Annotated in this window: 16 protein-coding genes and 2 tRNA genes; 8 read left to right on the top strand and 10 right to left on the bottom strand. The window is 70.7% G+C overall.

Features of this window, described 5'->3' with window-relative positions:
• Positions 1–165: 165 nt before the first annotated feature.
• Both AB0K15_RS28945 and AB0K15_RS28940 read right to left on the bottom strand, forming a co-directional pair.
• Positions 166–555: a hypothetical protein gene (locus tag AB0K15_RS28945; protein WP_364057101.1), complete on the bottom strand. Its 390-nt coding sequence runs from the start codon at positions 553–555 to the stop codon at positions 166–168.
• 97 nt (positions 556–652) lie between these two features.
• Positions 653–1,309 (bottom strand): hypothetical protein, encoded by a 657-nt coding sequence (locus tag AB0K15_RS28940; protein ID WP_204089400.1) that lies wholly within the window; start codon positions 1,307–1,309, stop codon positions 653–655.
• A 1,069-nt stretch (positions 1,310–2,378) separates the two neighbouring features.
• Here AB0K15_RS28940 and AB0K15_RS28935 point away from each other — a divergent pair.
• Positions 2,379–3,518: a site-specific integrase gene (locus AB0K15_RS28935; protein WP_364057098.1), complete on the top strand. Its 1,140-nt coding sequence runs from the start codon at positions 2,379–2,381 to the stop codon at positions 3,516–3,518.
• Between the two features lie 34 nt (positions 3,519–3,552).
• Here the strand turns inward: AB0K15_RS28935 and AB0K15_RS28930 are convergent.
• Positions 3,553–3,625, bottom strand: a tRNA-Lys gene (locus AB0K15_RS28930).
• Between the two features lie 234 nt (positions 3,626–3,859).
• Here AB0K15_RS28930 and AB0K15_RS28925 point away from each other — a divergent pair.
• The gene (locus AB0K15_RS28925; RefSeq protein WP_364057095.1) at positions 3,860–5,101 is read left to right on the top strand and encodes an NADH:flavin oxidoreductase/NADH oxidase family protein; all 1,242 of its coding nucleotides are present in this window, start codon (positions 3,860–3,862) and stop codon (positions 5,099–5,101) included.
• A 226-nt stretch (positions 5,102–5,327) separates the two neighbouring features.
• Here the strand turns inward: AB0K15_RS28925 and AB0K15_RS28920 are convergent.
• Both AB0K15_RS28920 and orn read right to left on the bottom strand, forming a co-directional pair.
• A tRNA-His gene (locus AB0K15_RS28920) sits at positions 5,328–5,403 on the bottom strand.
• 74 nt (positions 5,404–5,477) lie between these two features.
• On the bottom strand, positions 5,478–6,086 hold the full coding sequence (orn, locus tag AB0K15_RS28915; protein WP_285973492.1) for an oligoribonuclease: 609 nt from the start codon (positions 6,084–6,086) through the stop codon (positions 5,478–5,480).
• A 117-nt stretch (positions 6,087–6,203) separates the two neighbouring features.
• On the opposite strand from orn, the gene AB0K15_RS28910 reads away from it, so the two are divergent.
• Both AB0K15_RS28910 and AB0K15_RS28905 read left to right on the top strand, forming a co-directional pair.
• Complete coding sequence (locus tag AB0K15_RS28910) at positions 6,204–7,736, top strand: helicase HerA-like domain-containing protein (protein ID WP_364057092.1); 1,533 nt, start codon at positions 6,204–6,206, stop codon at positions 7,734–7,736.
• 67 nt (positions 7,737–7,803) lie between these two features.
• A complete protein-coding gene (locus AB0K15_RS28905) occupies positions 7,804–8,190 on the top strand; it encodes a DUF3224 domain-containing protein (RefSeq protein WP_364057089.1) in 387 nt (128 codons plus the stop codon).
• A gap of 122 nt (positions 8,191–8,312) precedes the next feature.
• On the opposite strand, the gene AB0K15_RS28900 is transcribed toward AB0K15_RS28905, so the two are convergent.
• From AB0K15_RS28900 to AB0K15_RS28890, 3 genes are all read right to left on the bottom strand, one after another.
• The gene (locus AB0K15_RS28900) at positions 8,313–9,371 is read right to left on the bottom strand and encodes a trypsin-like peptidase domain-containing protein (protein ID WP_364057086.1); all 1,059 of its coding nucleotides are present in this window, start codon (positions 9,369–9,371) and stop codon (positions 8,313–8,315) included.
• 111 nt (positions 9,372–9,482) lie between these two features.
• Positions 9,483–10,805 carry a M20 family metallopeptidase gene (locus tag AB0K15_RS28895; RefSeq protein ID WP_364057083.1) on the bottom strand — a complete coding sequence of 441 codons (1,323 nt, stop codon included), beginning with the start codon at positions 10,803–10,805 and terminating at the stop codon, positions 9,483–9,485.
• A 35-nt stretch (positions 10,806–10,840) separates the two neighbouring features.
• The gene (locus AB0K15_RS28890) at positions 10,841–11,611 is read right to left on the bottom strand and encodes a methyltransferase domain-containing protein (RefSeq protein ID WP_364057080.1); all 771 of its coding nucleotides are present in this window, start codon (positions 11,609–11,611) and stop codon (positions 10,841–10,843) included.
• Positions 11,612–11,784: 173 nt separating this feature from the next.
• Here AB0K15_RS28890 and AB0K15_RS28885 point away from each other — a divergent pair, with 173 nt between their 5' ends.
• The 4 genes from AB0K15_RS28885 to AB0K15_RS28870 all read left to right on the top strand — a co-directional run bounded on the left by AB0K15_RS28885 (position 11,785) and on the right by AB0K15_RS28870 (position 16,982).
• On the top strand, positions 11,785–12,759 hold the full coding sequence (locus AB0K15_RS28885; protein WP_364057077.1) for a hypothetical protein: 975 nt from the start codon (positions 11,785–11,787) through the stop codon (positions 12,757–12,759).
• A gap of 1,141 nt (positions 12,760–13,900) precedes the next feature.
• Positions 13,901–14,557, top strand: coding sequence for a M50 family metallopeptidase (locus tag AB0K15_RS28880; RefSeq protein ID WP_220247012.1), 657 nt, complete (start codon positions 13,901–13,903; stop codon positions 14,555–14,557).
• A gap of 89 nt (positions 14,558–14,646) precedes the next feature.
• Positions 14,647–15,879, top strand: a complete 1,233-nt coding sequence (locus tag AB0K15_RS28875; protein ID WP_364057074.1) for an aldehyde dehydrogenase family protein — start codon at positions 14,647–14,649, stop codon at positions 15,877–15,879.
• Entirely contained in the window at positions 15,876–16,982 is a 1,107-nt protein-coding gene (locus AB0K15_RS28870; RefSeq protein ID WP_364057071.1) for a dihydrofolate reductase family protein, read from the top strand. The genes AB0K15_RS28875 and AB0K15_RS28870 overlap by 4 nt, the downstream gene beginning before the upstream one ends.
• Before the next feature lie 79 nt (positions 16,983–17,061).
• Here AB0K15_RS28870 and AB0K15_RS28865 read toward each other — a convergent pair whose 3' ends face one another.
• Both AB0K15_RS28865 and cobN read right to left on the bottom strand, forming a co-directional pair.
• On the bottom strand, positions 17,062–18,270 hold the full coding sequence (locus AB0K15_RS28865) for a chitinase (RefSeq protein ID WP_364057068.1): 1,209 nt from the start codon (positions 18,268–18,270) through the stop codon (positions 17,062–17,064).
• 593 nt (positions 18,271–18,863) lie between these two features.
• Positions 18,864–22,472 carry a cobaltochelatase subunit CobN gene (gene cobN / locus AB0K15_RS28860; protein WP_364057146.1) on the bottom strand — a complete coding sequence of 1,203 codons (3,609 nt, stop codon included), beginning with the start codon at positions 22,470–22,472 and terminating at the stop codon, positions 18,864–18,866.
• Positions 22,473–22,523 lie beyond the last annotated feature (51 nt).

Genomic DNA, 22,523 nt, shown 5'->3' with positions numbered 1-22,523 from the left:
TCGGCCCGGCTCGAACGGGCTGCCACCCCCACCATGCGACGGGCAGGACGCACCCTTACCGGGTAGATGCGACTTGGGCGAGCTCGTTGTGATGGTAAGTCGGATGCAAGGACAGCGGCGACCCAGTTTCGCCCGCAGGATCCGCGCGCTCATGCCGCTTATGGATCAGTCGCTCTGACGGGTGTGCGACGCCTCAGATCGTGAGCCATCGGCCACCCGTCGCCGGGAGCAGAACCATCTCACCTTGCGCGTCTCCAGCGCTCGGTGGAGTTCGGCGACCTCCTCCCGATGCCGGCGGCGAGCGTCGGCGAGTTGCTGGCTGAGTCTGCGAACCAGCGTGCTGTCGGCTGCGGCGATGTCCGGGTCGTTGACGAGTGCCGGCGCCCCGGAGGATGCGCGAGCTCGTCGCAACGCCTCGACCTGGGGTCGTAGCTCGTCGTGGCGGTAGATGAAGTCGGTGGACACGCCCGCCACTGTGGCGATGCTGGACACGGTCACTGGCTCGTGGGATTTGCGGGCCTCTCGGAGCGCCTGTTTCACGAGCGGCTTGCGCACGCGATTCCGTACGTGCTCGACTCCAGAACCCGCCACGACATCGAATTGGTCCACGCCGCCGGGGCTGGTCCGCATCCGTGCGGGCCAGCCCACGTCGTCATGGCGGCGGGAGGACGTCTGCGACGTCGGCGACCTGCTTGAGGAACGCGTCGGATGGGTGGCCCTTGATGGGGTCCGTTTCGGCGATGACGACCAGCTTCCCGTCGAGCCGTGACCGGTAGTGTTTTCCGGTGAAACGAAAGCCGCCGGCTTCGAGAACCTCTGTTCCGAACGGAGTCACGTCACCGGATCCGTACGTGTCTTCCAGCCTGCCGAGCTGTGCGGCTGATTCGGCCGACGGCATCTTCACCCACGTGACCGATCCGGCGATCGTGTTTCCGTTCCCGTCCTGCACGACGAACAGCAGCTGGTCAAGCTTGTCGCACGGATGACGCAGGAAGAACTGCTGAACCTGGCCGAACGACTGGACGGCGCAGCGCAGGTCCTGCTTGAGCTCCTTCCTGATCTCCTTGAGAGTCAGCCGTCGCCATGCCTCGGCGCGATCGCCTTTCTGTGCGGCCTTTTTGCTGTTGGCCGTGTCCGTGTCGGACACGCTCTGGGTCGTCGCAGTGTCGAGCCCGGCGCCGACCGAAGTGACTACGTCTCCACCGCTCGCCGCCGCAACAACTGTCGCCAGGACGGCCGCGCCGAAAACGCCGCCTGTCTTGATCCATTTGCCGTCGGAACCTCTGGGCTGGTTCGGGTCGAAAGGCACGCGCTGCGCTCCTGGGTCGAGTCGGGCGACGGCTCGACTTTGCCGGAACAGGAGCCGGCGGAGAACTGGGATTACGAGAATCACCTGATCGTCTCAATGCCCGCCGTCCCGCCGTGGCGCGTTCACCTACTCCGTCCTTCTGATATTTAATGCCAGGTAGACAGTAAAGGTGAATTTTCCGCCTTCGGATGTCACGTTGGGTGCGTGGGGTTGCGGCATGTGGGTGGCTGGGATGACGCACGTTGAGCGGGAACCTGGACGGCCGTATGCCCGATCGCGCGACCATCTGAAGGGCAGCCACGATGACCGCGACAACACCACGGATTGAAGACGACGCCTGTAGCGGCGGTGTACGCGCATCCGAGGGTGATCGTGTCGACAGCATAGTTGCGAGGGGAACCGGCTGGCGAGTGACCGGCGTACACACAAGGACTCCGCGCTTCGACACCCTGAAGGGGCGTTGGGACGGTTCCGCGTCGTCGACGCTCGGTTGTCCGAGCGACTCGCCACGTGGGCGGGGCGACGGGCACACTGCGCCAGTTATCAACCAGGTTCAGGCGACACTCGTCGCGGGGCCGGATGGCGAGCTGTGGGTCGCCGTCGACGGCGTTGATGTCGAGCAGCTAGCCGCCAACATCAGCGCAGTGTGCGATGTGCTGGTTCGACTCAGTCATCACGGGAGTGACGAGTGAGCAGCCGATCCCGATGGGGCTGTCCGCAACGGGGCGGACAGCCCCGACATCGAGAAGATCGCTGCGGTGTCAGGCGTGGAGTTCGTGTGGCAAGTCGCGCACGCTGTAAACCTTCGATGGAGGTTGTGATGGCGTGTCGAGCGGCGGTGTACAAGCGTTGTGGTTGCAGGGTTCGAGAGCCTGATGGTGTTGGTGGCGGTCGTTGTCCTCGGCTGGTGGCGCGCGGGCATGGGAGTTGGTATTTCTCGTTGGAGTTGCCGTGTGGTCCGGATGGTCGTCGGAATCGGGTGCGGCGCGGCGGGTTCCGGACCCGAGCTGCCGCAGAGCAGGCGCGGGCGTATCTGCTGGGCGCCGACGTGATTCCCGGGAGCAGCGCGGTGACGGTCGGACAGTGGCTGGATATCTGGTTGGAGATGCGGCAGTCGCTGAGTTTCAACACGCGCCGTCTCTACGCCCAGCATGTGCGCTCTTACTTGAAGCCGTATTTGGGCAGTGTGCCGTTGCGGTCGTTGACGGTGGCGCGAGTGCAGGCGATGTTTGTGGCGCTCGCGCGGGCCAACTCGATGCGGGAACGGCCGTTGGCGCCGGCGACATTTGTGCGGATCCGCGGTGCGTTGCACGCGGCCCTGAACGGTGCGATCCGGGCGGGGCTGATCGAGCGGAACCCGGCGCACCTGGTGGAGTTGCCGCCCGGGCGGCGGCCGCGAGCGGTGGTGTGGGCGGATGCCCGGGTGGCGCATTGGAAGGCCACTGGCGAACGTCCACCGGTGGCGGTGTGGACGGCGCAACAGACTGCCACGTTCCTGACCTACGCGCGGTCGCATCCGTTGTACGAGATGTACCTCGCGGTCGCGTTGCTAGGACTGCGTCGTGGCGAGGCGGCGGGGTTGCGGTGGTGTGATCTTGATCTGGACATTGGGACGGTGCAGGTGTCGCATCAGGTGCAAGACCGTGGTGGCCGGACGGTTGTATGCCCGCCAAAGACCGAGGCAAGCGTGCGCACCTTGGCTCTGGACCACGTCCTCGCGAGTGCGCTGCGGAGACTTCGTGCTCGCGCCGGCAGCGATCAGCCGACGGGGTTCGTCTTCTGCCGACCCGGCGGAAGTCCGTTCAGCCCCGGCTATCTGACCCACACGTTCAACCGGCTTGTCGTGGAGGCCGGGCTGCCACCGATCCGATTGCACGATCTCCGGCACGGTGCCGCCAGCCTGTCGTTGGCTGCGGGGAACGATCTCAAGGTGGTGCAGGCACTGCTCGGACACTCGAGCATCGTGCTCACCGCCGACGCCTACACCAGCGTTCTCCCGTGTCTGGCGCATCGGGCCGCCGAGGCGACCGCCTCCCTCGTAATGGCCGCAGCCCGCCACGAAGCGGAAGCACTTCGACACAACCGCAAGCAGCGTCGTCTGCGAGGAAAACGCAGGTCCAGGAAAGATCGTGCGTTCCACGGCGGCCCCATTCGGTCCCACGCCGGACCCGCCACACGATCGAAGCCCACCAGCAAGATCCTCAACTAACGAGAATCTGCAGGTGGGCTTCGATACAGAAATGTGCGCCATCAGGGACTCGAACCCCGAACCCGCTGGTTAAGAGCCAGCTGCTCTGCCAATTGAGCTAATGGCGCTTGGTGTTGCCCGCCGCTTTGGTTTCCCTCGGCGACGTGGAAAAGATTAGCAGGCTGTTCAAAGCCGCGTTTCAGGGGGGTCCCCTTAACCGCGCGCGGGTGGTCGCCGCGGCGGCCGGAGGGCTCCTAGCTGCGCGTTCGGGTTCAGTCTGACAGATCGGGGGCCGTTGTGGGGCCGCCAACGCGGTGATCCGGCCGTTGACAACTGTACGCCGTACAGGTCACTCTGGTCTCATGTACGACGTACAGGCGAACATCCTCGCCACCCCGCTCACCCTGCCCAACGGCGCCGTCCTGGCCAATCGGCTTGCGAAGGCCGCGACCAGCGAGCACCTGGCCGACCGGCGCGGCGCGCCGACGCGACAGCTCGCCGAGGCCTACCGGCGGCTCGCGCACTCCGGTGCGGGCCTGCTGATCAGTGGAAACGTCATGGTCGACGGCTCGGCACTGGAGGCTCAGCGCAACGTCGTGATCGAGGACGCGCGCCACCTGCCCGAGCTGCGCCGGTGGGCGGCCACGACCGTCGGCACCGACACCAAGCTGCTCCTGCAGCTCTCGCACGCCGGCCGGCAGTCGATGCGCGGCCTGAAGCTCGCCGGGCGGCAGCAGGATGTCGTCGCTCCGTCGGCCATCCCCTTGGACCGGGGGAAGTGGCTCTTCCGCCGGCCGCGGGCGCTGTCGGACGTGGAAGTCGTCACACTCGTCCGGCGCTTCGCGACCGCCGCCCACGTCGCCGCGGAAGCGGGCTTCGCCGGCGTCCAACTTCACGCCGCGCATGGCTACCTGCTCAACCAGTTCCTGTCCCCGCTCGTCAACCGCCGCGACGATCGCTGGGGTGGCCCGCTGGAGAACCGGATGCGCTTCCTGCTGGAGGTCGTGCGCGCCATCCGCGCCGGCACGCCCCCGGCCTTCATCCTGTCGGTCAAACTCAACTCCGCCGACTTCCAACGCGGCGGGTTCGCTCCCGAAGACGCCCTCGAGGTCGCCAAAGCCCTCGAGCGGGAGGGTGTCGACCTCCTCGAGGTGTCCGGCGGCACCTACGAAAGCATCGCCGTCGTCGACGGCACCCCTCAGCGCGCGTCAACCGTGGCGCGCGAGGCCTACTTCCACGACTTCGCCGACCACTTCGCCCGCGAGCTCACGGTCCCGCTCATGCTCACCGGCGGCTTCCGCTCCCACGCCGCCATGGCCGACGCCGTCTCCTCGGGCTCCGTCGACGTCATCGGCCTGGCCCGCCCCATCACCCACGACCCGACCTTCCCCCACCGTCTCCTGGCCAATCCCGCCACCCGCAGCGCCACTCCCACCCCGAAGGTCGGCCACAAACTCCTGGACGACCTCCTCAACTCCTCCTGGCACCAGCAACAACTCGCCCGCCTCGGCCGTGGTGCCAAGCCCCGCCCCGCCCGCCGCCCCCGAACCGCCCTCCTCATCGCGGCCCTCACCACCCTCCGCGACGCCCTCCTCCACTCCTGACCCTCCACAAAGGACCCCACGCCCACGACCTCCCACCCACGACGAAACCCAGGCGACCACGCGCGACCGAACCCAGGCAACTGCACCCGACCGAATCGAGGTGACCACGCGGGATGGGGTCCAGGGGGCTTGCCCCCTGGCGGGGGCCTGGGGGTCCGACCCCCAGAAAAGGCGAAACCCCAGCCTCCGGGAAGGTGGCCAAAGGCCACCGACCAGACTGGGGTGATGGGGTGAGCGACGGGTTTCGAACCCGCGACCTCCTGGACCACAACCAGGTGCTCTACCAGCTGAGCTACGCCCACCATCTGCGAGGGATCGTCGCGATCACCTTGCTGCGGAATATCGTAGCGTGTCCTCGCGACGGGTTTTCACCGGGTCAGCTTCGATGGCGTTCCTGCACTTCGGCGGCCGCGGCTTTGGCTTGTTCGCTGGTCGGCCCGGGTTGGGGGACGAAGGCGACGTTGCGGTAGTAGTCGAGTTCGCCGATGGATTCCTTGATGTCGGCGAGCGCGCGGTGGGCGAGGCCCTTCTCCGGCTTCGCGTAGTAGATCCGCGGGTACCAGCGCCGGACGAGTTCCTTGACCGACGACACGTCGACCATGCGATAGTGCAGGTGGCTGTCGAGCGCCGGCATGTCGCGGGAGATGAAGCCGCGGTCGGTGGCGATGGAGTTGCCTGCCAGCGGGGCCGTGCCGGGGTCGGGGACGTGCTCGCGGATGTAGTCGAGCACGCGCTGCTCGGCTTCGGCGAGCGTCACCGCGGAGGCGCGGACCTCTTCGGTGAGCCCTGACTTGGCGTGCATGTCGTGGACCACCTGCGGCATGCCGTCGAGCGTGGTGTCGTCGGTGTGGATGACGATGTCGACTCCCTCGCCGAGGACGTTGAGGTCGGCGTCGGTCACGAGGGCGGCTATTTCGATCAACGCGTCTTTGCCGAGGTCGAGCCCCGTCATCTCGCAGTCGATCCAGACTAGGTGGTCGGTCACCCGGACAACCCTAACCCGACACGGGGATGTCAGCCGGGTTACCTGCGCATTCGGCGCGTTACGCTCGGGCAGCCAGGTGAAAGAGTGTGATTTAGGACTCGAAACGGGGTGCGGCCAGTGGCCGAGCAGGGGTCGGGGCCTGCGGCGGAGATCGCGCAGGGTTACGTGAGTGAGGGCGCCGCGGTGGAGCTGGGCGCCGTGGTGATCGACGGGCGGACCGAGGCGGCGGCGGCCGTGCGGCTGCCGCTGGCCACGCTGAACCGCCACGGTCTGGTGGCGGGCGCGACCGGCACCGGCAAGACGAAGACGTTGCAGCTGATCTCGGAGCAGCTCTCCGCCGCTGGTGTGCCGGTGGTGCTGGCCGACGTGAAGGGTGACCTTTCGGGCCTGTCGGCGGAGGGCGAGGCGAACGACAAGCTCACGAAACGCGCGCAGGAGCTGGGTGACGACTGGGCACCCGCCGCGAGCCCGGTGCAGTTCCTGTCGCTGGGTACGGGCGGGAAAGGCTCGCCGATCCGCGCCACGATCACCAGCTTCGGCCCGGTGCTGCTGTCGAAGGTCCTGGGCCTGAACGAGACGCAGGAGTCGACGCTCGGCCTGATCTTCCACTGGGCCGACCAGCGCGGGCTGGCGCTGCTCGACACGAAGGATCTGCGGTCGGTGATCACGCACCTGACCAGCGACGAGGGCAAGGCCGACCTCAAGGGCATCGGCGGTGTCTCGGCGGCGACGGCCGGGGTGATCCTGCGCGCACTGTCCAATCTGGAGGCCCAGGGCGGCGAGGACTTCTTCGGCGAGCCCGAGCTCGACGTCCACGACCTGATGCGCCAGGTCGACGGCAAAGGCGTGGTGACGCTGCTGGAGCTGGACAACCTGCAGTCGAAGCCGGCGTTGTTCTCGACGTTCCTGATGTGGCTGCTGGCCGAGCTGTTCGAGGAGCTGCCCGAGGAAGGTGACCTAGACAAGCCGAAGCTCGTGTTCTTCTTCGACGAAGCTCACCTCTTGTTCAACGACGCGTCGAAGGCATTCCTGGAGCGCATCGAGCAGACGGTGAAGCTGATCCGGTCGAAGGGCGTCGGCGTGTTCTTCTGCACGCAGCTGCCCACGGACATCCCCAACGCCGTGCTCTCGCAGCTGGGCGCGCGGGTGCAGCACGCGCTGCGGGCGTTCACGCCGGACGACCAGAAAGCCCTGGCCAGGACGGTGAAGACGTACCCGAAGACGCCGTACTACGACCTCGAGACGGCGCTGACGTCGCTCGGGATCGGCGAGGCGGTCGTCACGGTGCTGTCGGAGCGGGGTGTGCCGACGCCGGTCGCGTGGACGCGGCTGCGGGCGCCGCGGTCGAAGATGGGCTCGGTCGGGGACGAGGCGGTGGCCGCCGCGGTCGCGTCGTCGGACCTGCACGCGAAGTACTCGGAGACGATCGACCGGGAGTCGGCGTACGAGAAGCTGGCGGCTCGGGTCGCTCCGCCGGCCCCCGAGGCTCCGGCGCCTGCCCCGGCTCCTGCCGCGAAGGCCGAGGAGGAGGACCCTGGGCTGATCTCCCAGGCGATGAGCAACCCGGCGGTGAAGTCGTTCATGCGCTCGGCCGCGTCCGCGCTGGGGCGGGAGATCACGCGGGGGCTGTTCGGCAACCGGCGGCGGTGAAATACCTGACACAAGCTGGCAGGTATGGCGGGCAGGCTGAGGGCACCCGACCGGAAGGAAACCAGTCATGACCAGCACCGCGACCGCCACGTTCGAGCTCGACAAGTGGGAGCCGGAGGCCCAGGACGAGACGGGTGGCACCGAGTTCGCGCGGGTGGCCATCGCCAAGACGTTCACGGGTGCGGTCGAGGGCACCAGCACCGTCGAGATGCTGACGGCCTCGAACCCGACTTCGCGCGCGTACGTCGCGTTCGAGCGCCTGTCGGTGTCCGTCGACGGGCGCAAGGGTTCGTTCGTGCTGCGACACTCGGCGGGTGACGAGGGCCTGTCGCTGGTGATCCTCGCGGGCTCGGGATCGGAAGAACTGACGGGCATCTCCGGCTCCGCCGCGATCACGCAGGACGAGGCCGGCAACCACGCGTTCGCGCTGACCTACGAGCTCCCGGCAGCGTGAAAGCCGCTCTCTCAGGGCCCCGAATCCCTGGGAGAGCGGCTTTCACCGTGGTTCCCCGCCACCCCGAAACCAGCGAGGAAAGTCGGACGGGCCGCCCCGACCGCGGTCCGTCCGCGACTGCGTCAGCCGTTGACGATCTGATCCACGATCGTCTTGGCGTCGTTGACCGGGATCGCGAAGCCGATCCCGACGCTGCCCGCGGCGCCGTCGGCCGAGGCCGACGGGCTGTAGAGGGCGGAGTTGATGCCGATGACCTGGCCCTGGGCGTCGACGAGCGCGCCGCCGGAGTTGCCCTGGTTGATCGAGGCGTCGGTCTGGATCGCGGTGTAGCTGGGGCCGTTGTCCGCCTGGTTGGACGTGCGGCTGAACGGCGACTGCTGCTGCTGCTGCTGCTCGCCCCCGCCGACGTCGGACAGCGGCCGGTTCAGCGCGCTGACGATGCCGGTGGTCACGGTGTTCTGCAGCCCGCCCGGCGAACCGATGGCGATCACTTCCTGGCCGACCACGAGCTTGCTCGAGTCGCCGAGGGTGGCGGCGGTGAGGCCGCTCGCGCCCTTGGCCTGGAGCACCGCGATGTCGCCCTTGGTGTCGGCGCCGACCACGCTGGCCTGGTACTTCTTGCCGTCGGACGTCGTGATCGTGACGTCGCCGACCGCGCCGTCGACCACGTGGGCGTTGGTGAGGATCCGGCCGTCGGAGGTCAGGATGACGCCCGAGCCGATGGCCTCGCCCTGGCCGGTGTCGACGTTGACCTGCACGACGCTCGGCAGGACCTTCGCCGCGACCGTGCTGACGTCGCCGGTGGAGGTCGTGTTGCTGACCGTCTGCCCGGCCACCGCGGAGGACGACGCGGGGGAGGCCACCGACGTGGTGGTCAGCCCGACGATCGCCGCGCCGGCGCCACCGCCGACGAGCGCCGCGGCGAGCGCGGTCGCGCCGACGACGGCGGCGAGCTTGCCCCGTCGCTTCGGCTGCGTGGCCTGCTGAGCCTGCGGCTGCTGCGTGAAGAGCGGGTTCGGCGCGGCCTGCTGCTGGTGGCGGTACTGCCCGTACTGGGCGTATGGGCCGTACTGCGGCTGGGTGTGCTGCTGGGCGTTCGGCTGAGCAGCGATCGGGTGGGTCTGGTGCGGCTGGTGCCCACCGGGTGAGGCGGGGCCGGGCCGACTCGCGTTCTCGGTCATGACACCAGGTTCGCGGCCGTGGTTGTGAGAACCCTGTGGAAATCCCTTCGGCTTTGCTGAGAAGAATCAGCTGAGAATCCTCAGGCGTTCCTCAGCCTGGACGGGTGGCTTTCAGTCGAAGAATTTCGGGACGTCGAGCGCACCTCCCGAGGCTTCGAACTCGTCGTGCACGGCTTGGCGCAGCGTCGCGTCGGCGAGGTAGTCGGCGGCGGTGAGGGCGAGGCCGAGCGCGCCGTCGACCACGGCCTTGTCGCCCGAGGGTGAGCCGGCGGCTTCGGCGAACTCCTTGGTGTGCAAGGCAACCGTGGGTCCGGAGACGGCGATCATGGGGTGCAGCGCGGGCATCCGGTAGGACAGGTTGCCGAGGTCGGTCGACCCCGTGAGGAACTCCGGCACGATCCCCGGCGGCAGCGGCTTGCGGCCTGTGTCGGCCTGGTTCACCGACCAGCGCCCGGCGAGCGCGGTGTTGAAGCGGATCGGCAGGTACGCCGGCTGCGAGTCCCACGTCAGCTCCACGCCGCAGCCCGTCATTTCGGCGGCGCCGTGGGCGATGGCAGTGATCCGCTTCGCGAGGTCGCGCAACGTCTCGGGGTCGGCCGAGCGGAGGTAGAACAGGAGCGCGGCGCGTTCGGGGATCACGTTGGGCCGGGCGCCGCCGTCGGTGAAGACGCCGTGCACGCGGTCGGTCGAAGGCAGCTGCTGGCGCAGCATCGACACGCCCTGGTAGGCCGCCACCGCGGCGTCGAGCGCGTTGCGCCCCATGAACGGCTGCGCCGACGCGTGCGCCCCGACGCCGTGGAACACCATCTCCAGCTGCCGCCGGCCGAGGAACGGGTGCAGTGCGATGTCGTGGCTGAACGGGTGGAGCATGATCACGGCGTCGACGTCGTCGAACACCCCGGCGCGCGCGAGCGTCTCCTTGCCGCCACCGCCTTCTTCCGCGGGCGTGCCGACGAGGGACACGCGTCCGCCGACCTGCTCGGCCACCGCCGCGGCGCCGAGGAACCCACCGGCGCCGGCGGTGCAGATGACGTTGTGCCCGCACGCGTGACCGAGCCCGGGCAGCGCGTCGTACTCCGACAGCACGGCGATGTGCGGGCCGCCGTTGTCGGGGGTGCTCGCGCGCAGGGCGGTGTCGAGGCCGCCGAGGCCGACCGTGACCTCGTGGCCGTGGGCGCGCAGGAGCTCCGCCAGCGCGCCGACGGAGCGGTGCTCGGTGAAGCCCTCTTCCGGGTGGGCGTGCAGGTCTTGGCTGAGCGCAACGAGTTCCTCGGCGCGAGCCCGCACTTCTCGTGCCACGGCCGCGCGCACGCCGGACTCGGCTCCGGTGTGGTCGGAGCCGAGGGGTTCGGCGGCCGCGACGGCTTCGGCCGTGGCTTCGATCAGGGCGCGCAGGTGGGAGCTGTCGGGTGGGACGGGAGCGGCGTCGGTCATGCGGGGATGCTATCCCCGGGCACCGACAAAGTGGATCAGTTCGCCTCGGGCAGCTCGCCGGCGACGACCTGCGTGACGCCCGCGAACCGCTCGGCGACGATGCGGAAACCCCGGGCGCGCAACGCGGCGGCGATCTCGCCCCGGTCGAACATCCGCTGCCCGCTGAGGATCCCGCCTGCCGTGTCGACGACTCGCGCGGGTTGCCAGTCGCGGCGCGCGCTCGTGAGCAGCACGAGGCGGCCTCCGGGGCGCAGGATCCGCGCGAACGAGTCCAGCGCGCGTTCGGGTTCGGCGAACATGTGCAGAGCGGCGAAGCAGCAGATGGCGTCCACTGTGGAGGGTGGAAAGGGTGGTTCCACGGCGTCGGCGCGGAGGTAGGCGACCGCGTCCTCGTTGTTCGTTTCGCCGACGGCGCGGGTGAGCATCGAGGGCGCGCCGTCGAGACCGATGGCCAGGCCTTGGTTTCCCACGGCTGCCCCGAAAGCGCGGGTGAACCGGCCGGTGCCGCACGCGACGTCGAGCACGATCCGGCCTGGTCCGAGTGCGAGAAGCTCCGTGGCGAGGCGAACCTCGCCGGCCATGCTCGGGCCGAACGGGCCCTTGAACAGCCGGCCGAACGCGGGGCGCCAGTAGCGTTCGTAGACCTGGGGGAGCAGCGCCGTGCGCATCACGCGCTGGGTGATTCCCGTGCTGGGGCCCGCTTGGGGCGCGTCGCCGAGGACGTCGAGGTAGCCGGTGTCGGTGGCCTTGGCCGCGGTGTCGAGCAGATCGGCGAGACGGTCTTGGGCTTTCGGGTGCTCGGCCACCGGTTTTTCTCCCCTCTCGCCGGGATACCGGCAGTATGCCAAAGCCCTGGGCTCCACGATCGAGTGAAGATCTCGCCGATCAGGCGTTCGAGGGCCCGGATTGTCGGCCCCCCTTCCTAACGTCGCTTCCACGGTTCTCCGACCCCCGGAGCCCGCAGAGGAGGGACACCCCGATGACCGCACCGATCCTGCTGCCCATCGACCTGCCGACCGGCGAGATCGCCGTGCGCGGACCGTTCGACCTGTCCGCCGCGAGCCACTACCTGGCCGGGTTCGGCCCCGCCGCCCGCCCCGACGCCGCCTCGGAGCCGGGCGTGCTGCGCCTCGCCTTCCCCGTCGACGGCGTGTGGACCCACGCCGGCGCGGCCATCCGCCAGAGATCGCCCGGCACCGTGGAGGTCGAGGTCTCCGCACCGGTCGATCTGGCCGCGCGGGTGATGGGCCAGGTGAGCCGCATGCTCTCCCTCGACGTCGACGCCTCCGGCCTGTCCGACATCGACCTGCGCGACTCCGTCGCCGCCCGCTTGCGCGCCGGCCATCCGGGCTTGCGCCCGGTCCTGTTTTCCTCGCCCTATGAAGCCGCCTGCTGGGCGGTGCTCGCCCAGGGCGTGCGCTTCAGCACCGCGCTGCGGCGCCGCCGCCTGCTCGCCGAACGCCACGGTGCCATCATCGACGTCGGCGAGTACCAGGTGGTCTCGTTCCCCGCACCCGCGGTCCTGGCCGAGCTGGCCGCGGAGGACGGCCTGGCCGACTTCCGCGTGGCCCGCCTCCGCGCCATCGCCCAAGCCACCGCCGACGGCCGCCTCGACCCCACCGAGCTTCGCGCGCTGCCCGTCCCCGACGCCCTCGCGCACCTGCGCGCCGTCCCCGGCATCGGCGCCTTCTCCGCCGAACAGATCCTCCTGCGCGGCGCGGGCCACCCCGACCTCTTCCCCCGCGCCGACGCCCGCCTCCACGAAGCCATGCGCGACGCGTACTCGCTCCCGCCCACCACCCCGGCGGCCGACCTGATCCCCCTGGCCGACGAGTGGCGCCCCTACCGCAGCTGGATCGCCTTGCTGTTCCGCGCCACCCTCGATGCCGTCCCACCGGACACCGAGGCGCCTTCCCTCGGGGAGGAGGTGCTCACAGGCTCGGCCGCGCAGTGACCCCCGGCCCTCGCTGGCCCGGCCCTCGCTGGCGCGGCGCCGACCCGCGTGGGCGCTGTTCCGCGCCGCGCTGCGCTCGCCCGGCTGACTGCAGCTCGCGGGGCGGCTGACGCGGACGCATGTTCCTGCCTTTGCCGCTCTGAATGGAGGTCCCGCCGACTCGGACCCTGAACGACGCAGGGCGGCACCGGCACCGCCTGCCCGGCGGCGTCGACGCGGCGCCACGCGGGGCCACTGGTGCCGCGCTGCCCGGCGGCGCCGGTTCCGCGCCATCCGGGGCGCCGCTACCGCGCTGTCCGACGGAGAGTGGGTTGCGGTTGACTCGTGTGGACTGCCACTGCGGCGGCGTGCCCGGCGCGGAGGGACTGCGGTTGACTCGTGTGGACGTGTTGCTGCAGCTGCGTGATCCGGCGCGGAGGCGCCCCTTCACTCCGCACCGGCACAGCGTTCGGCCTTGCCGCAATCGCTTTCGGTCCGCGCCGCGGGTGGACCGGTGCTCGCTGTTGCCGTGCCAGGCGTCCCGACTGCTGTCGGGAGCAGGCCAGCCGCCGGGCCGGCCGGGGCGGTGGCTTGGCTCATCGTGGTCGGCCGCGGTCTAACGGCGCGCACTCGGCGCGGGGATGGGAAGGCCTGCGGGCGCAGGGATTGCTCACGGGTGTGCCTTCGAGCACAGCACGGCTGGAGACCGGTGCCGAGCTGCCCGCGGTCGGTGGTGGGCGGTGTGGGCAGGGGGCGAAGCTGTGCGCGCCGCGGTTGTGGTCGAGTGGCGGGCTGACAAGTGAGGGAGTTGGTGGTGGGTGGAGCCGCGAGCCACGTCGGTTGTGGACGAGTCGCCGGCCGGCAAGTGAAGGAGGTGGTCAGCGGTAGGCAAGAGAACCGCATCCCCGGCAATGGATGCCGAAGGCAACGAAAGGAGGCCCCGTGAAGTGACCCACCCCATACCGACCTCAGCCGTCCCGCTCCGCAACGGGCACTAACAGTGGCCAGATGTCGCCTGTGGTGAGGTGTGCGCGTGATTTCGCGTGTGTTCGACGTCTCGTCCGTGGTCGCCAGCCGAGTCGTGGCTGGTGGGTGGGAGCGTGCGGCCGGTGCGCCCGGGAGTGTCGAGGCGGCGCTCACGCAGGCGGACACGCCGGCGGCGATCACGCTGGTCACCGGTGGCGTCGCGCTGCTGGTGGTGCTGGTGGGCGGGACGCCGTGGCGGTTCGCGCGCAACGTCGTGACCATCGTGCACGAGGCGGGCCACGCGCTGGCGGCGGTGCTGGTCGGGCGGCGGTTGCGCTCGATCAAGCTGCACTCGGACACCTCGGGCGTCACGGTGTCGCGCGGGAAGCCGGAGGGGCCGGGCATGGCGTTCACGGCGCTGGCCGGGTACGTGGCGCCGTCGGTGCTCGGGCTGTTGTTCGCGAGCCTGGTCGGGCAGGACCTGATCACGGCGGTGCTGGTGCTGGTGGCGTTGCTGCTGCTGGGCGTATTGATCATGGTGCGCAACGCGTACGGCGTGTTCACCGTGGTCGCGAGCGCGGTCGTGCTGGGGCTCGTGGCGCTGGTCGCGCCGCCGGTGGTGCAGGCGCCGTTCGCGTACCTGCTGACGTGGTTCCTGCTGTTCGGGGGCGTTCGGCCGGTGGTGGAGCTGCAGGTCAAGCGCCACCGTGGCCAGGCGCGCGACTCCGACGCCGACCAGCTCAGCCGCCTCACGGCGGTGCCCGCGGTGCTGTGGGTGCTGGTGTTCGTGGTGCTCACGGTGAGCTGCCTGCTGGCCGGTGCGCTGTGGCTGCTGGAGCCCGTCGTCGCGTGAGGGTGCGTCCCGAGGGCTGAGCCAGTCGTCCCCGGATGTGGGCGGTGCGGCAAACTGGTCCTCTGCCGAACGCGCGGAGGGAGACGACGATGGACGAGGTCGCGAAGGCCGTCGAGGAGTGCGCGCGAGCGGCGAAGCTGGCCGCGCCGTCGCTGGCCAGGGCCACCGAGGAGGCCGTGGACGCGGCGCTGCGAGGCATGGCCGAGCGCCTGCAGACGCACCGCGACGAGGTGCTCGACGCCAACCGGGCCGACGTCGCCAAGGCGCGCGAGGACGGGATGAGCGCGGGTCTGCTCGACCGCCTCACCATCACGCCCGAGCGTCTCGACGGCATGGCCGAGCAGCTGCGGCTGCTGGCCGGCGCGCCGCACCAGGAGCGGTCCGTCGAGGTGTCCACATTGGACGGCGGGCTGCGGCTGATCGAGCGGCGGCGTCCCGTGGGCGTCATCGGCGCGAACTACGAGGCGCGGCCGAACGTGACCGTCGACGTGGCGTCGCAGCTTGTGAAGTCGCGCAACGCCGGGGTGCTGCGCACCGGGTCGGCGGCTCTGGGGTCGGCCCGGCGGCTGCGCGACACGGTGATCGCGCCGGCGCTGGCCGAGGCCGGGATCGACCCGGACGTGGTGCAGCTGGTGCCGCGCGTCGAGCGCGAAGCCGCGTCGGCGCTGGTGCGGCTGCCGGGGCTGGTGCCGCTGGTCATCCTGCGCGGCAGCGGCGACAGCACGCGCGCGCTGGCCACCGAGGCGGCCGTGCACGGCGTGCGCACGCTCGCCCACGCGGACGGCGGCGGCGTGCTGTACGTCGACGCGGCGGCCGACGCCGGCAAGGTGCGCGACCTCGTGTCCGCGAGCCTCGACCGGCTCGGCGTGTGCAACCGGCTCAACCTGCTGCTCATCCACGACGAGGTGCACGACGCCGTGTGGCCGTCGATCACCGCCGCGCTGGCCGAGCGCGGGGTCACGCCGTCGCTGGCGCCGCACGAGCACGCCATCGGCTACGAGTGGGCGCTGGACTCCGACCGCGAGGCGACCGTCACGGTCGAGCGCGTGCGCGGGCTCGACGAGGCCGTGGAGATCGCGAACGAGCGGACGTCGGGCCTCGCGGCGGGCATCGCCACCGAGGACGAGGCGGCGGCCGGCGCGTTCTTCGACGGCTACACCGGCACGGGCGTGTTCTGGAACGCGCCGACGCGGCTGCTCGACGGCTTCAAGCTGCTCGCCGTGCCCGAGACCGGGATCAACCTCGACCGCGTGCCGGGGCCGCGCGGGCCGGTGACCTACACCGACCTGTACGTCCGCCAGTACGCGGTCCAACCCGCATGAGCAGCCGTCCCCATGTCGTGTTGTCCGCCGCCCAGTCGCTGGACGGCTATCTCGACGACGCGAGCACCACCCGGCTGATCCTGTCCAATGAGGACGACTTCGCCGAGGTCGACCGCCTGCGCGCCGACGCCGACGCGATCCTCGTCGGCGCCAACACGGTGCGCGCGGACAACCCGAGGTTGCTCGTGCGTTCGGCGGAGCTGCGCAGCGAGCGCGTCGCGGCGGGGCGGCCGGAGCAGCCGATCAAGGTGACCGTGACGAGCAGCGGCAAGCTGGATCCGGCGTCGCGCTTCTTCACGGTCGGCGAAGCGCCGAAGCTCGTCTACGCGCCGCCGGTCGCGGTCGACGGCCTGCGCGACGTCGCGACGATCATCGACGCCGGCACCCCGCCCCAGCTCGAGCGCATCCTCGACGACCTCGGCGAACGCGGCGTCCGCCGGCTCCTCGTGGAGGGTGGCGGCGCCGTCCACACGCAGTTCCTCGAAGCCGGCCTCGCCGACGAGCTGCGCCTCGCCATCGCGCCCCTGGTGGTCGGCGACCCGCGCGCGCCGCGCTTCCTCGGCCCCGGCGCGTTCCCGCGGCCGCTGGAGCTGGCCGAACTGCGCCAGCTCGGCAACGTCGCGGTCCTCCACTACCGCGCGGCCACCGAGCCCACGCCGATCGACGTCCTGCGCCTGCGCCAGGCGATCGCGCTGGCCGACGAATGCCCGCCCAGCTCGACGTTCCGCGTCGGCGCCGTCATCGCCGCGCCCGACGGCACCGTGCTCGCCACCGGCCACTCCGGCGAGGGCGAGCCGCACAACCACGCCGAGGAAGCCGCCCTGGCCAAACTGCGGGCGGACGACCCCCGCCTGGCCACCGCGACGATGTACAGCTCGCTCGAACCCTGCAGCTCCCGCGCGTCCCACCCGAAGAGCTGCACGCAGCTGATCCTCGAAACGCCCATCCCGCGCGTCGTCATCGCCTGGCGCGAGCCGTCCCTCTTCGTCGAGGCCGAGGGCGTCGAGCTGCTCACCGCGGCGGGTCGCAAGGTCGTCGAGGTGCCCGCGCTGGCCTCCGAGGTCCGCCGCGCCAACACCCACCTGCCCGGCATCCGCCCCTGACCCTGCCGGCCGGACGTGGAACACCGGATGGTCCACAGTGGATTCACCGCGGACCACCCGGCGGCAAAGGGGAACGCGATCAGCAGGAACCGTTGTCGGACCAGACTCCGTCAGGGCCGGTCGTGCCGGGTTCTTCGCCCTGGGTCCACCACTTGGCGGTCCACTTGTGGGCGTTGTGGGAGACGGAGTCGCCGCCGACGTAGACCGACGCCTTCTGCCACTCGGGCGCGGTGCAGGTGCCCGGCGGGTTCGCGGGCGGGGTCGTCGGCGGGTCGGTCTGGGGCGGCGTCGCGCCGGCGAAGCGGGTGGTGAACTTGGTGAAGTCCCAGTCGTTCTGGGTGACGTTGGAGCACACGGCGTTGTCGGTCGTGGTGGTGCAGGGGCGGTCGCGGTTGACGGCCCAGTACGTGAAGCGGCCGAGGTGGTGGCTGGTCGCGTAGTCGTAGACGGTCTGGAAGTCGGCGAGGGTGAAGATCTCCGCGTTGTCGGAGCGGCCGTTCATGCCGGAGAAGCCCTCGTGCGAGTACGCGGTGGAGCTGTCCCAGCCGAGGTGGCTTTCCAGCAGGCCGTGGAAGTTCTCGAGCGCGGACACCTGCGCCGAGGAGCCGTTGAAGCCGCCGTCGAAGGGCATGATCGAGAAGTTGTTGGGCGTGAAGCCGATGGACTTGGCTTGGTCGAGCAGCTGCGTGCCGAACCAGCCGGTGCCCGCGGAGGTGCCGGGCATCGTGACCGACACGAACAGGCCCGGGTTGTCGGCCTGCAGCTTCTTGGCGGCGCCGAGCTCGTTGGCGACGGCGGCGGTGTTCTCGTACTCGGGTTCTTCGAGGTCGAAGTCGATGGCCTTGAGGCCGTACTTCGTCACGACCTGCTGGTAGGCGGCGGCGGTCGCGTCGACGGTGCCGCACGTCTGGCCCAGCTTCGTGCCGCCGTAGCCGCCGACGGACACCGAGACGTCACCCCCGTTGCCCCGGATGCGGTTCACGACGCCGGCGACCGCGGTGTCGGAGGACACGGCCGACTTGCCGTCCCACGTGGGGCTGCAGCCGCCGCCGTCGGGGGCGAGGATGAAGGCCAGCTGGAACGCCTTCTGCCCGGTCGCGTTCATCACCGTGACCGGGTCGGGCGGGTTGTTGCTGACGGGCATGAGGTACGGCGCCGAGGCGTACCAGTTGTTGCTCAGGGCCGCGGCAGCCGCGGGCTGGGCATCGGCCGTGGCGGCGAGGGTCGCGGCTGTCCCGAGCACGGCGGCGGCGGCGAGCCCGACGGCGGCCAGTCTGCTTCGTTGCATCTGTCCTCCAGCTGACGAGCGGGGTGCGCACCAGCATTGGACTAGACCAATACGAAGTCAACCCACCACCCGACGATCGGCGGGCTCCGGCGGGCGAAATGCCGGTATCGGCCCCCGGTGTTCACCCTGGCGGCCCAACGCCCCCGCCCCCGACCGGACGCGGACCAGCCGCCGTGCTGGTCCACTGCGGACAGCCGGAGTACGGCCGGCCGACCAGCTGCGAGAGAAAGCCCTTGATCGCGGCGGCGAACCCGCGGGTGCCGAGGGCGGTGACGTGATTGCCGGGCACAAGGGGTGAACTCGACGTGGGGCAAGGCGGCGGCGAGGTCCTGGGCCGACGCGCGGTGATCAGGGTCGAGGTGGGGATGTGCGGCGGTCCGAGGCGGGAGTCGGGACGGCGTGTCCAGGACGTGGAGCAGGGCCCTGCGGGGCGTTGCCGAGGGCAGTGATCCACCGGGCGGCTTGGGTATCCGGGGTGCCGGGCTCGAGGGACTCGCCGGTCGCCAGAGCGGTGAAGATGTGGCGGCAGAGAGCGGCCCGGCTCGACGGAGCGGTAGGCGAGAGCCGCGCCGTCGGGGCCGGATGGTGGAGGGTCAGTCGCTCTCCAGATCGCCTTCCAGCGTCAGGTAGACGTCGCGCAGTTGGGCCATCAGGGCCGGGTCCGGTTCGGACCAGAGGCCGCGGTCGGCGGCTTCGGTGAGGCGTTCGATGATGCCGCGCAGAGCCCACGGGTTGGCCTGGCGCAGGAACTCCTGGTTCTCGGCGTCCAGGACGTACGACTCGGACAGCTTCTCGTACATCCAGTCGTCCACGACGCCGGCGGTGGCGTCGAAGCCGAAGAGGTAGTCGACCGTGGCGGCGAGTTCGAAGGCGCCCTTGTAGCCGTGGCGGCGCATGGCCGCGAGCCAGCGCGGGTTGACCACGCGGGCGCGGAACACGCGGGCCGTCTCTTCGCCGAGGGTGCGGGTGCGGACGGCGTCCGGGGTGGTGCTGTCGCCGATGTACGAGGCGGGGGCGGAGCCCGTGAGTGCGCGCACGGTGGCGATCATGCCGCCGTGGTACTGGAAGTAGTCGTCGGAGTCGGCGATGTCGTGTTCGCGCGTGTCGGTGTTCTTGGCGGCCACGACGATCCGCCGGTAGGACTGCTCCATGTCCTCGCGCGCGGGGCGGCCGTCGAGGTCGCGGCCGTAGGCGAAGCCGCCCCACACCGCGTACACCTCGGCCAGGTCCTTGTCGTCGCGCCAGTTGCCGGAGTCCATCAACGGCAGCAGGCCGGCACCGTAGGCGCCCGGTTTGGAGCCGAAGATGCGGGTGGTGGCGCGGCGACTGTCACCGTGCGTGGCCAGGTCCGCGGAGACGTGGGCGCGGACGAAGTTCTCCGAAGCAGGCTCGTCCAAAGCCGCCACCAGGCGGACGGCGTCGTCCATCAAGGTGATCACGTGGGGGAAAGCGTCGCGGAAGAAGCCGCTGATGCGCACGGTGACGTCGATTCGCGGGCGACCCAGTTCGGCCAGCGGAATGGCTTCCAGGCCGGTGACGCGCCGCGAAGCCTCGTCCCACACCGGCTGCACCCCCAGCAGTGCCAGCACTTCCGCGGCGTCGTCGCCCGACGTCCGCATCGCCGAGGTGCCCCACACCGAAAGCCCGACCGACGTCGGCCACGAGCCGGTGTCCTCGCGGTAGCGGCGCAGCAGCGAGTCGGCCAGCGCCTGGCCGGTCTCCCACGCCAGGCGGCTCGGGATGGCCTTCGGGTCGACGGTGTAGAAGTTCCGCCCGGTCGGCAGCACGTTCACCAGGCCGCGCAACGGCGAACCGCTCGGCCCGGCCGGGATGTAGCCGCCGTCCAACGCGTGCAGCACGGCGGAGATCTCGCCGGAAGTGCCCGCGAGGCGCGGCACGATCTCGGACGCGGCGAAGGCCAGCACGCGCGAGACCTCCGCGTCCGGCGCGCCCAGCACCTCGGAAACCACGGCGGGCACGGCGGCCACGGACCACGCGCGCGCCTCCATCGCGGAGACCAGCGAACGCGCGGAGGTCTCGATCGCGTCCACTTCGGACAGCGGGGCGTCGGAGTTCTCCTTCAGTCCCAACGCCGAACGCAGTCCCGGCACCGCGCCCTGCTTGCCGCCCCACATCTGCTGGGCGCGCAGCATCGCCAGCACGAGGTTCACGCGCGCCTCGCCGACGGGTGCCTCGCCGAGGATGTGCAGGCCGTCGCGGATCTGCGCGTCCTTCACCTCGCAGAGCCAGCCGTCGATGTGCAGGAGGAAGTCGTCGAACTCCGCGTCGTGCGGGCGCTCGGCCACGCCCAGGTCGTGGTCGAGCTTGGCCGCCTGGATGAGCGTCCAGATCTGCGCGCGGATGGCCGGCAGCTTGGCCGGGTCCATCGCGGCGATGTTCGCGTGCTCGTCCATCAGCTGCTCGAGCCGCGCGAGGTCGCCGTAGGACTCGGCGCGCGCCATCGGCGGGATCAGGTGGTCGACGATCGTGGCGTGCGCCCGCCGTTTCGCCTGCGCGCCCTCACCCGGGTCGTTGATGAGGAACGGGTAGACCATCGGCAGGTTGCCCAGCACGGCGTCGGGCGCGCAGGACGCCGACAGGCCCGCGGTCTTGCCCGGCAGCCACTCCAGCGAACCGTGTTTGCCCAGGTGCACCACGGCGTGCGCACCGAACTCCTCCTCCAGCCAGCGGTACGCGGCGAGGTAGTGGTGGCTCGGCGGCAGGTCCGGGTTGTGGTAGATCGCCACGGGGTTCTCGCCGAACCCGCGCGGCGGCTGGATCATGAGCACCACGTTGCCCGACTGAAGCGACGCCAGCACGATGTCGCCCTCGGGATTTGCCGATGTGTCGACATACAGCGAGCCCGGCGCCGGGCCCCAGTGCTCCTCCATCGCCTCCCGCAGCTCCGCGGGCAGCGCCGCGAACCACGCGCGGTACCGCGCCGCGGGGACGCGGATCGGGTTGCCCGAGAGCTGTTCCTCCGTCAGCCACTCCGGGTCCTGCCCGCCGGCGGCGATCAGCGCGTGGATGAGTGCGTCGCCGTCCGGCTGTTCGGTGCCCGTCGGCTCGACGCCCGGGAACGCCTCCTCGCCGAGGTCGTAGCCCTGCGAACGCATGAGCCGCAACAGCTTGATCGCCGACGCCGGCGTGTCCAGCCCCACGGCGTTGCCCACGCGTGAGTGCTTCGTCGGGTACGCCGAGAGCATCAACGCGACGCGCCGCGACTCAGGAGGAGTGTGGCGCAGCCGCGCGTGCGCCAGTGCGATCCCGGCCACGCGGGAAGCGCGCTCGGCGTCGGCGACGTACCGCGGCAGGCCGTCTTCGTCGAACTCCTTGAAGGAGAACGGCACCGTGATCAGCCGGCCGTCGAACTCCGGCACGGCCATCTGGTTGCCGGCGTCCAGCGGCGACAGGCCGTCGTCGCTCGCCGACCACGTCGCGCGGTCGCTGGTGAGGCACAGCGCCTGCAGGATCGGGATGTCGAGCCCGGCCATCTCGGCGACGTCCCACGCCTCGTCGTCGCCGCCCGCGCCGGCTTCCGAGGGCCGCGTGCCGCCCGCCGCCAGCACCGTGACCAGCAGCGCGTCGGCGCGGCCCAGCTCGGCCATCATCTCCGGATCGCGGTTGCGCAGCGACGCGCAGTGGATCGGCAGCGCCCGCCCGCCCACGGCCTCGATCGCGTCGGCCAGCGCGTGGACGAACGCGGTGTTCCCGGAGAGGTGGTGCGCGCGGTAGTACAGGATCCCGACGACCGGGCCGTCCGCCGGACCCGAGGAAGCGCGCTCCAGCACTCCCCACGACGGCAGCTGCGCGGGCGGCTCGAAACCGTCGCCGGTCAGCAGCAGCGTGTCGGACAGGAACCGGTGCAGCTGTGTGAGGTTCTCCGGCCCGCCCTGCGCGAGGTACGCGTGGGCCTCGGCCGCGATACCCGCCGGCACGGTGGAGAGCTTCATCAGCTCCGCGTCCGGCGTCTGCTCCCCGCCCAGCACCACCACGTGCGAGCCCGACGCGCGCAGCGTGTCGAGGCCCTCCTGCCACGACCGCGGCGTGCCCAGGATCCGGACCACCACGATCGGCGCGCCGTCCAGCAGCCCCGGCAGGTCCGCGACGTCGAGCCGGGCCGGGTTCGCGAGCCGGAACTCACCCTGTGAAGCCCGGGCACTGAGCAGATCGGTGTCCGAAGTGGACAGCAGCAGGATCACGGCGTTCCTCACTCGGGGTGTCCGCGCCCCGGGTCGTCGGTCGCGCCGGCG

This window comes from Amycolatopsis sp. NPDC049253, assembly GCF_040678995.1.
In the GTDB taxonomy this organism is placed as follows: domain Bacteria; phylum Actinomycetota; class Actinomycetes; order Mycobacteriales; family Pseudonocardiaceae; genus Amycolatopsis.
Note: the sequence above shows the minus strand (reverse complement) of the source record. Positions and strands in the feature narration are given on the sequence as shown.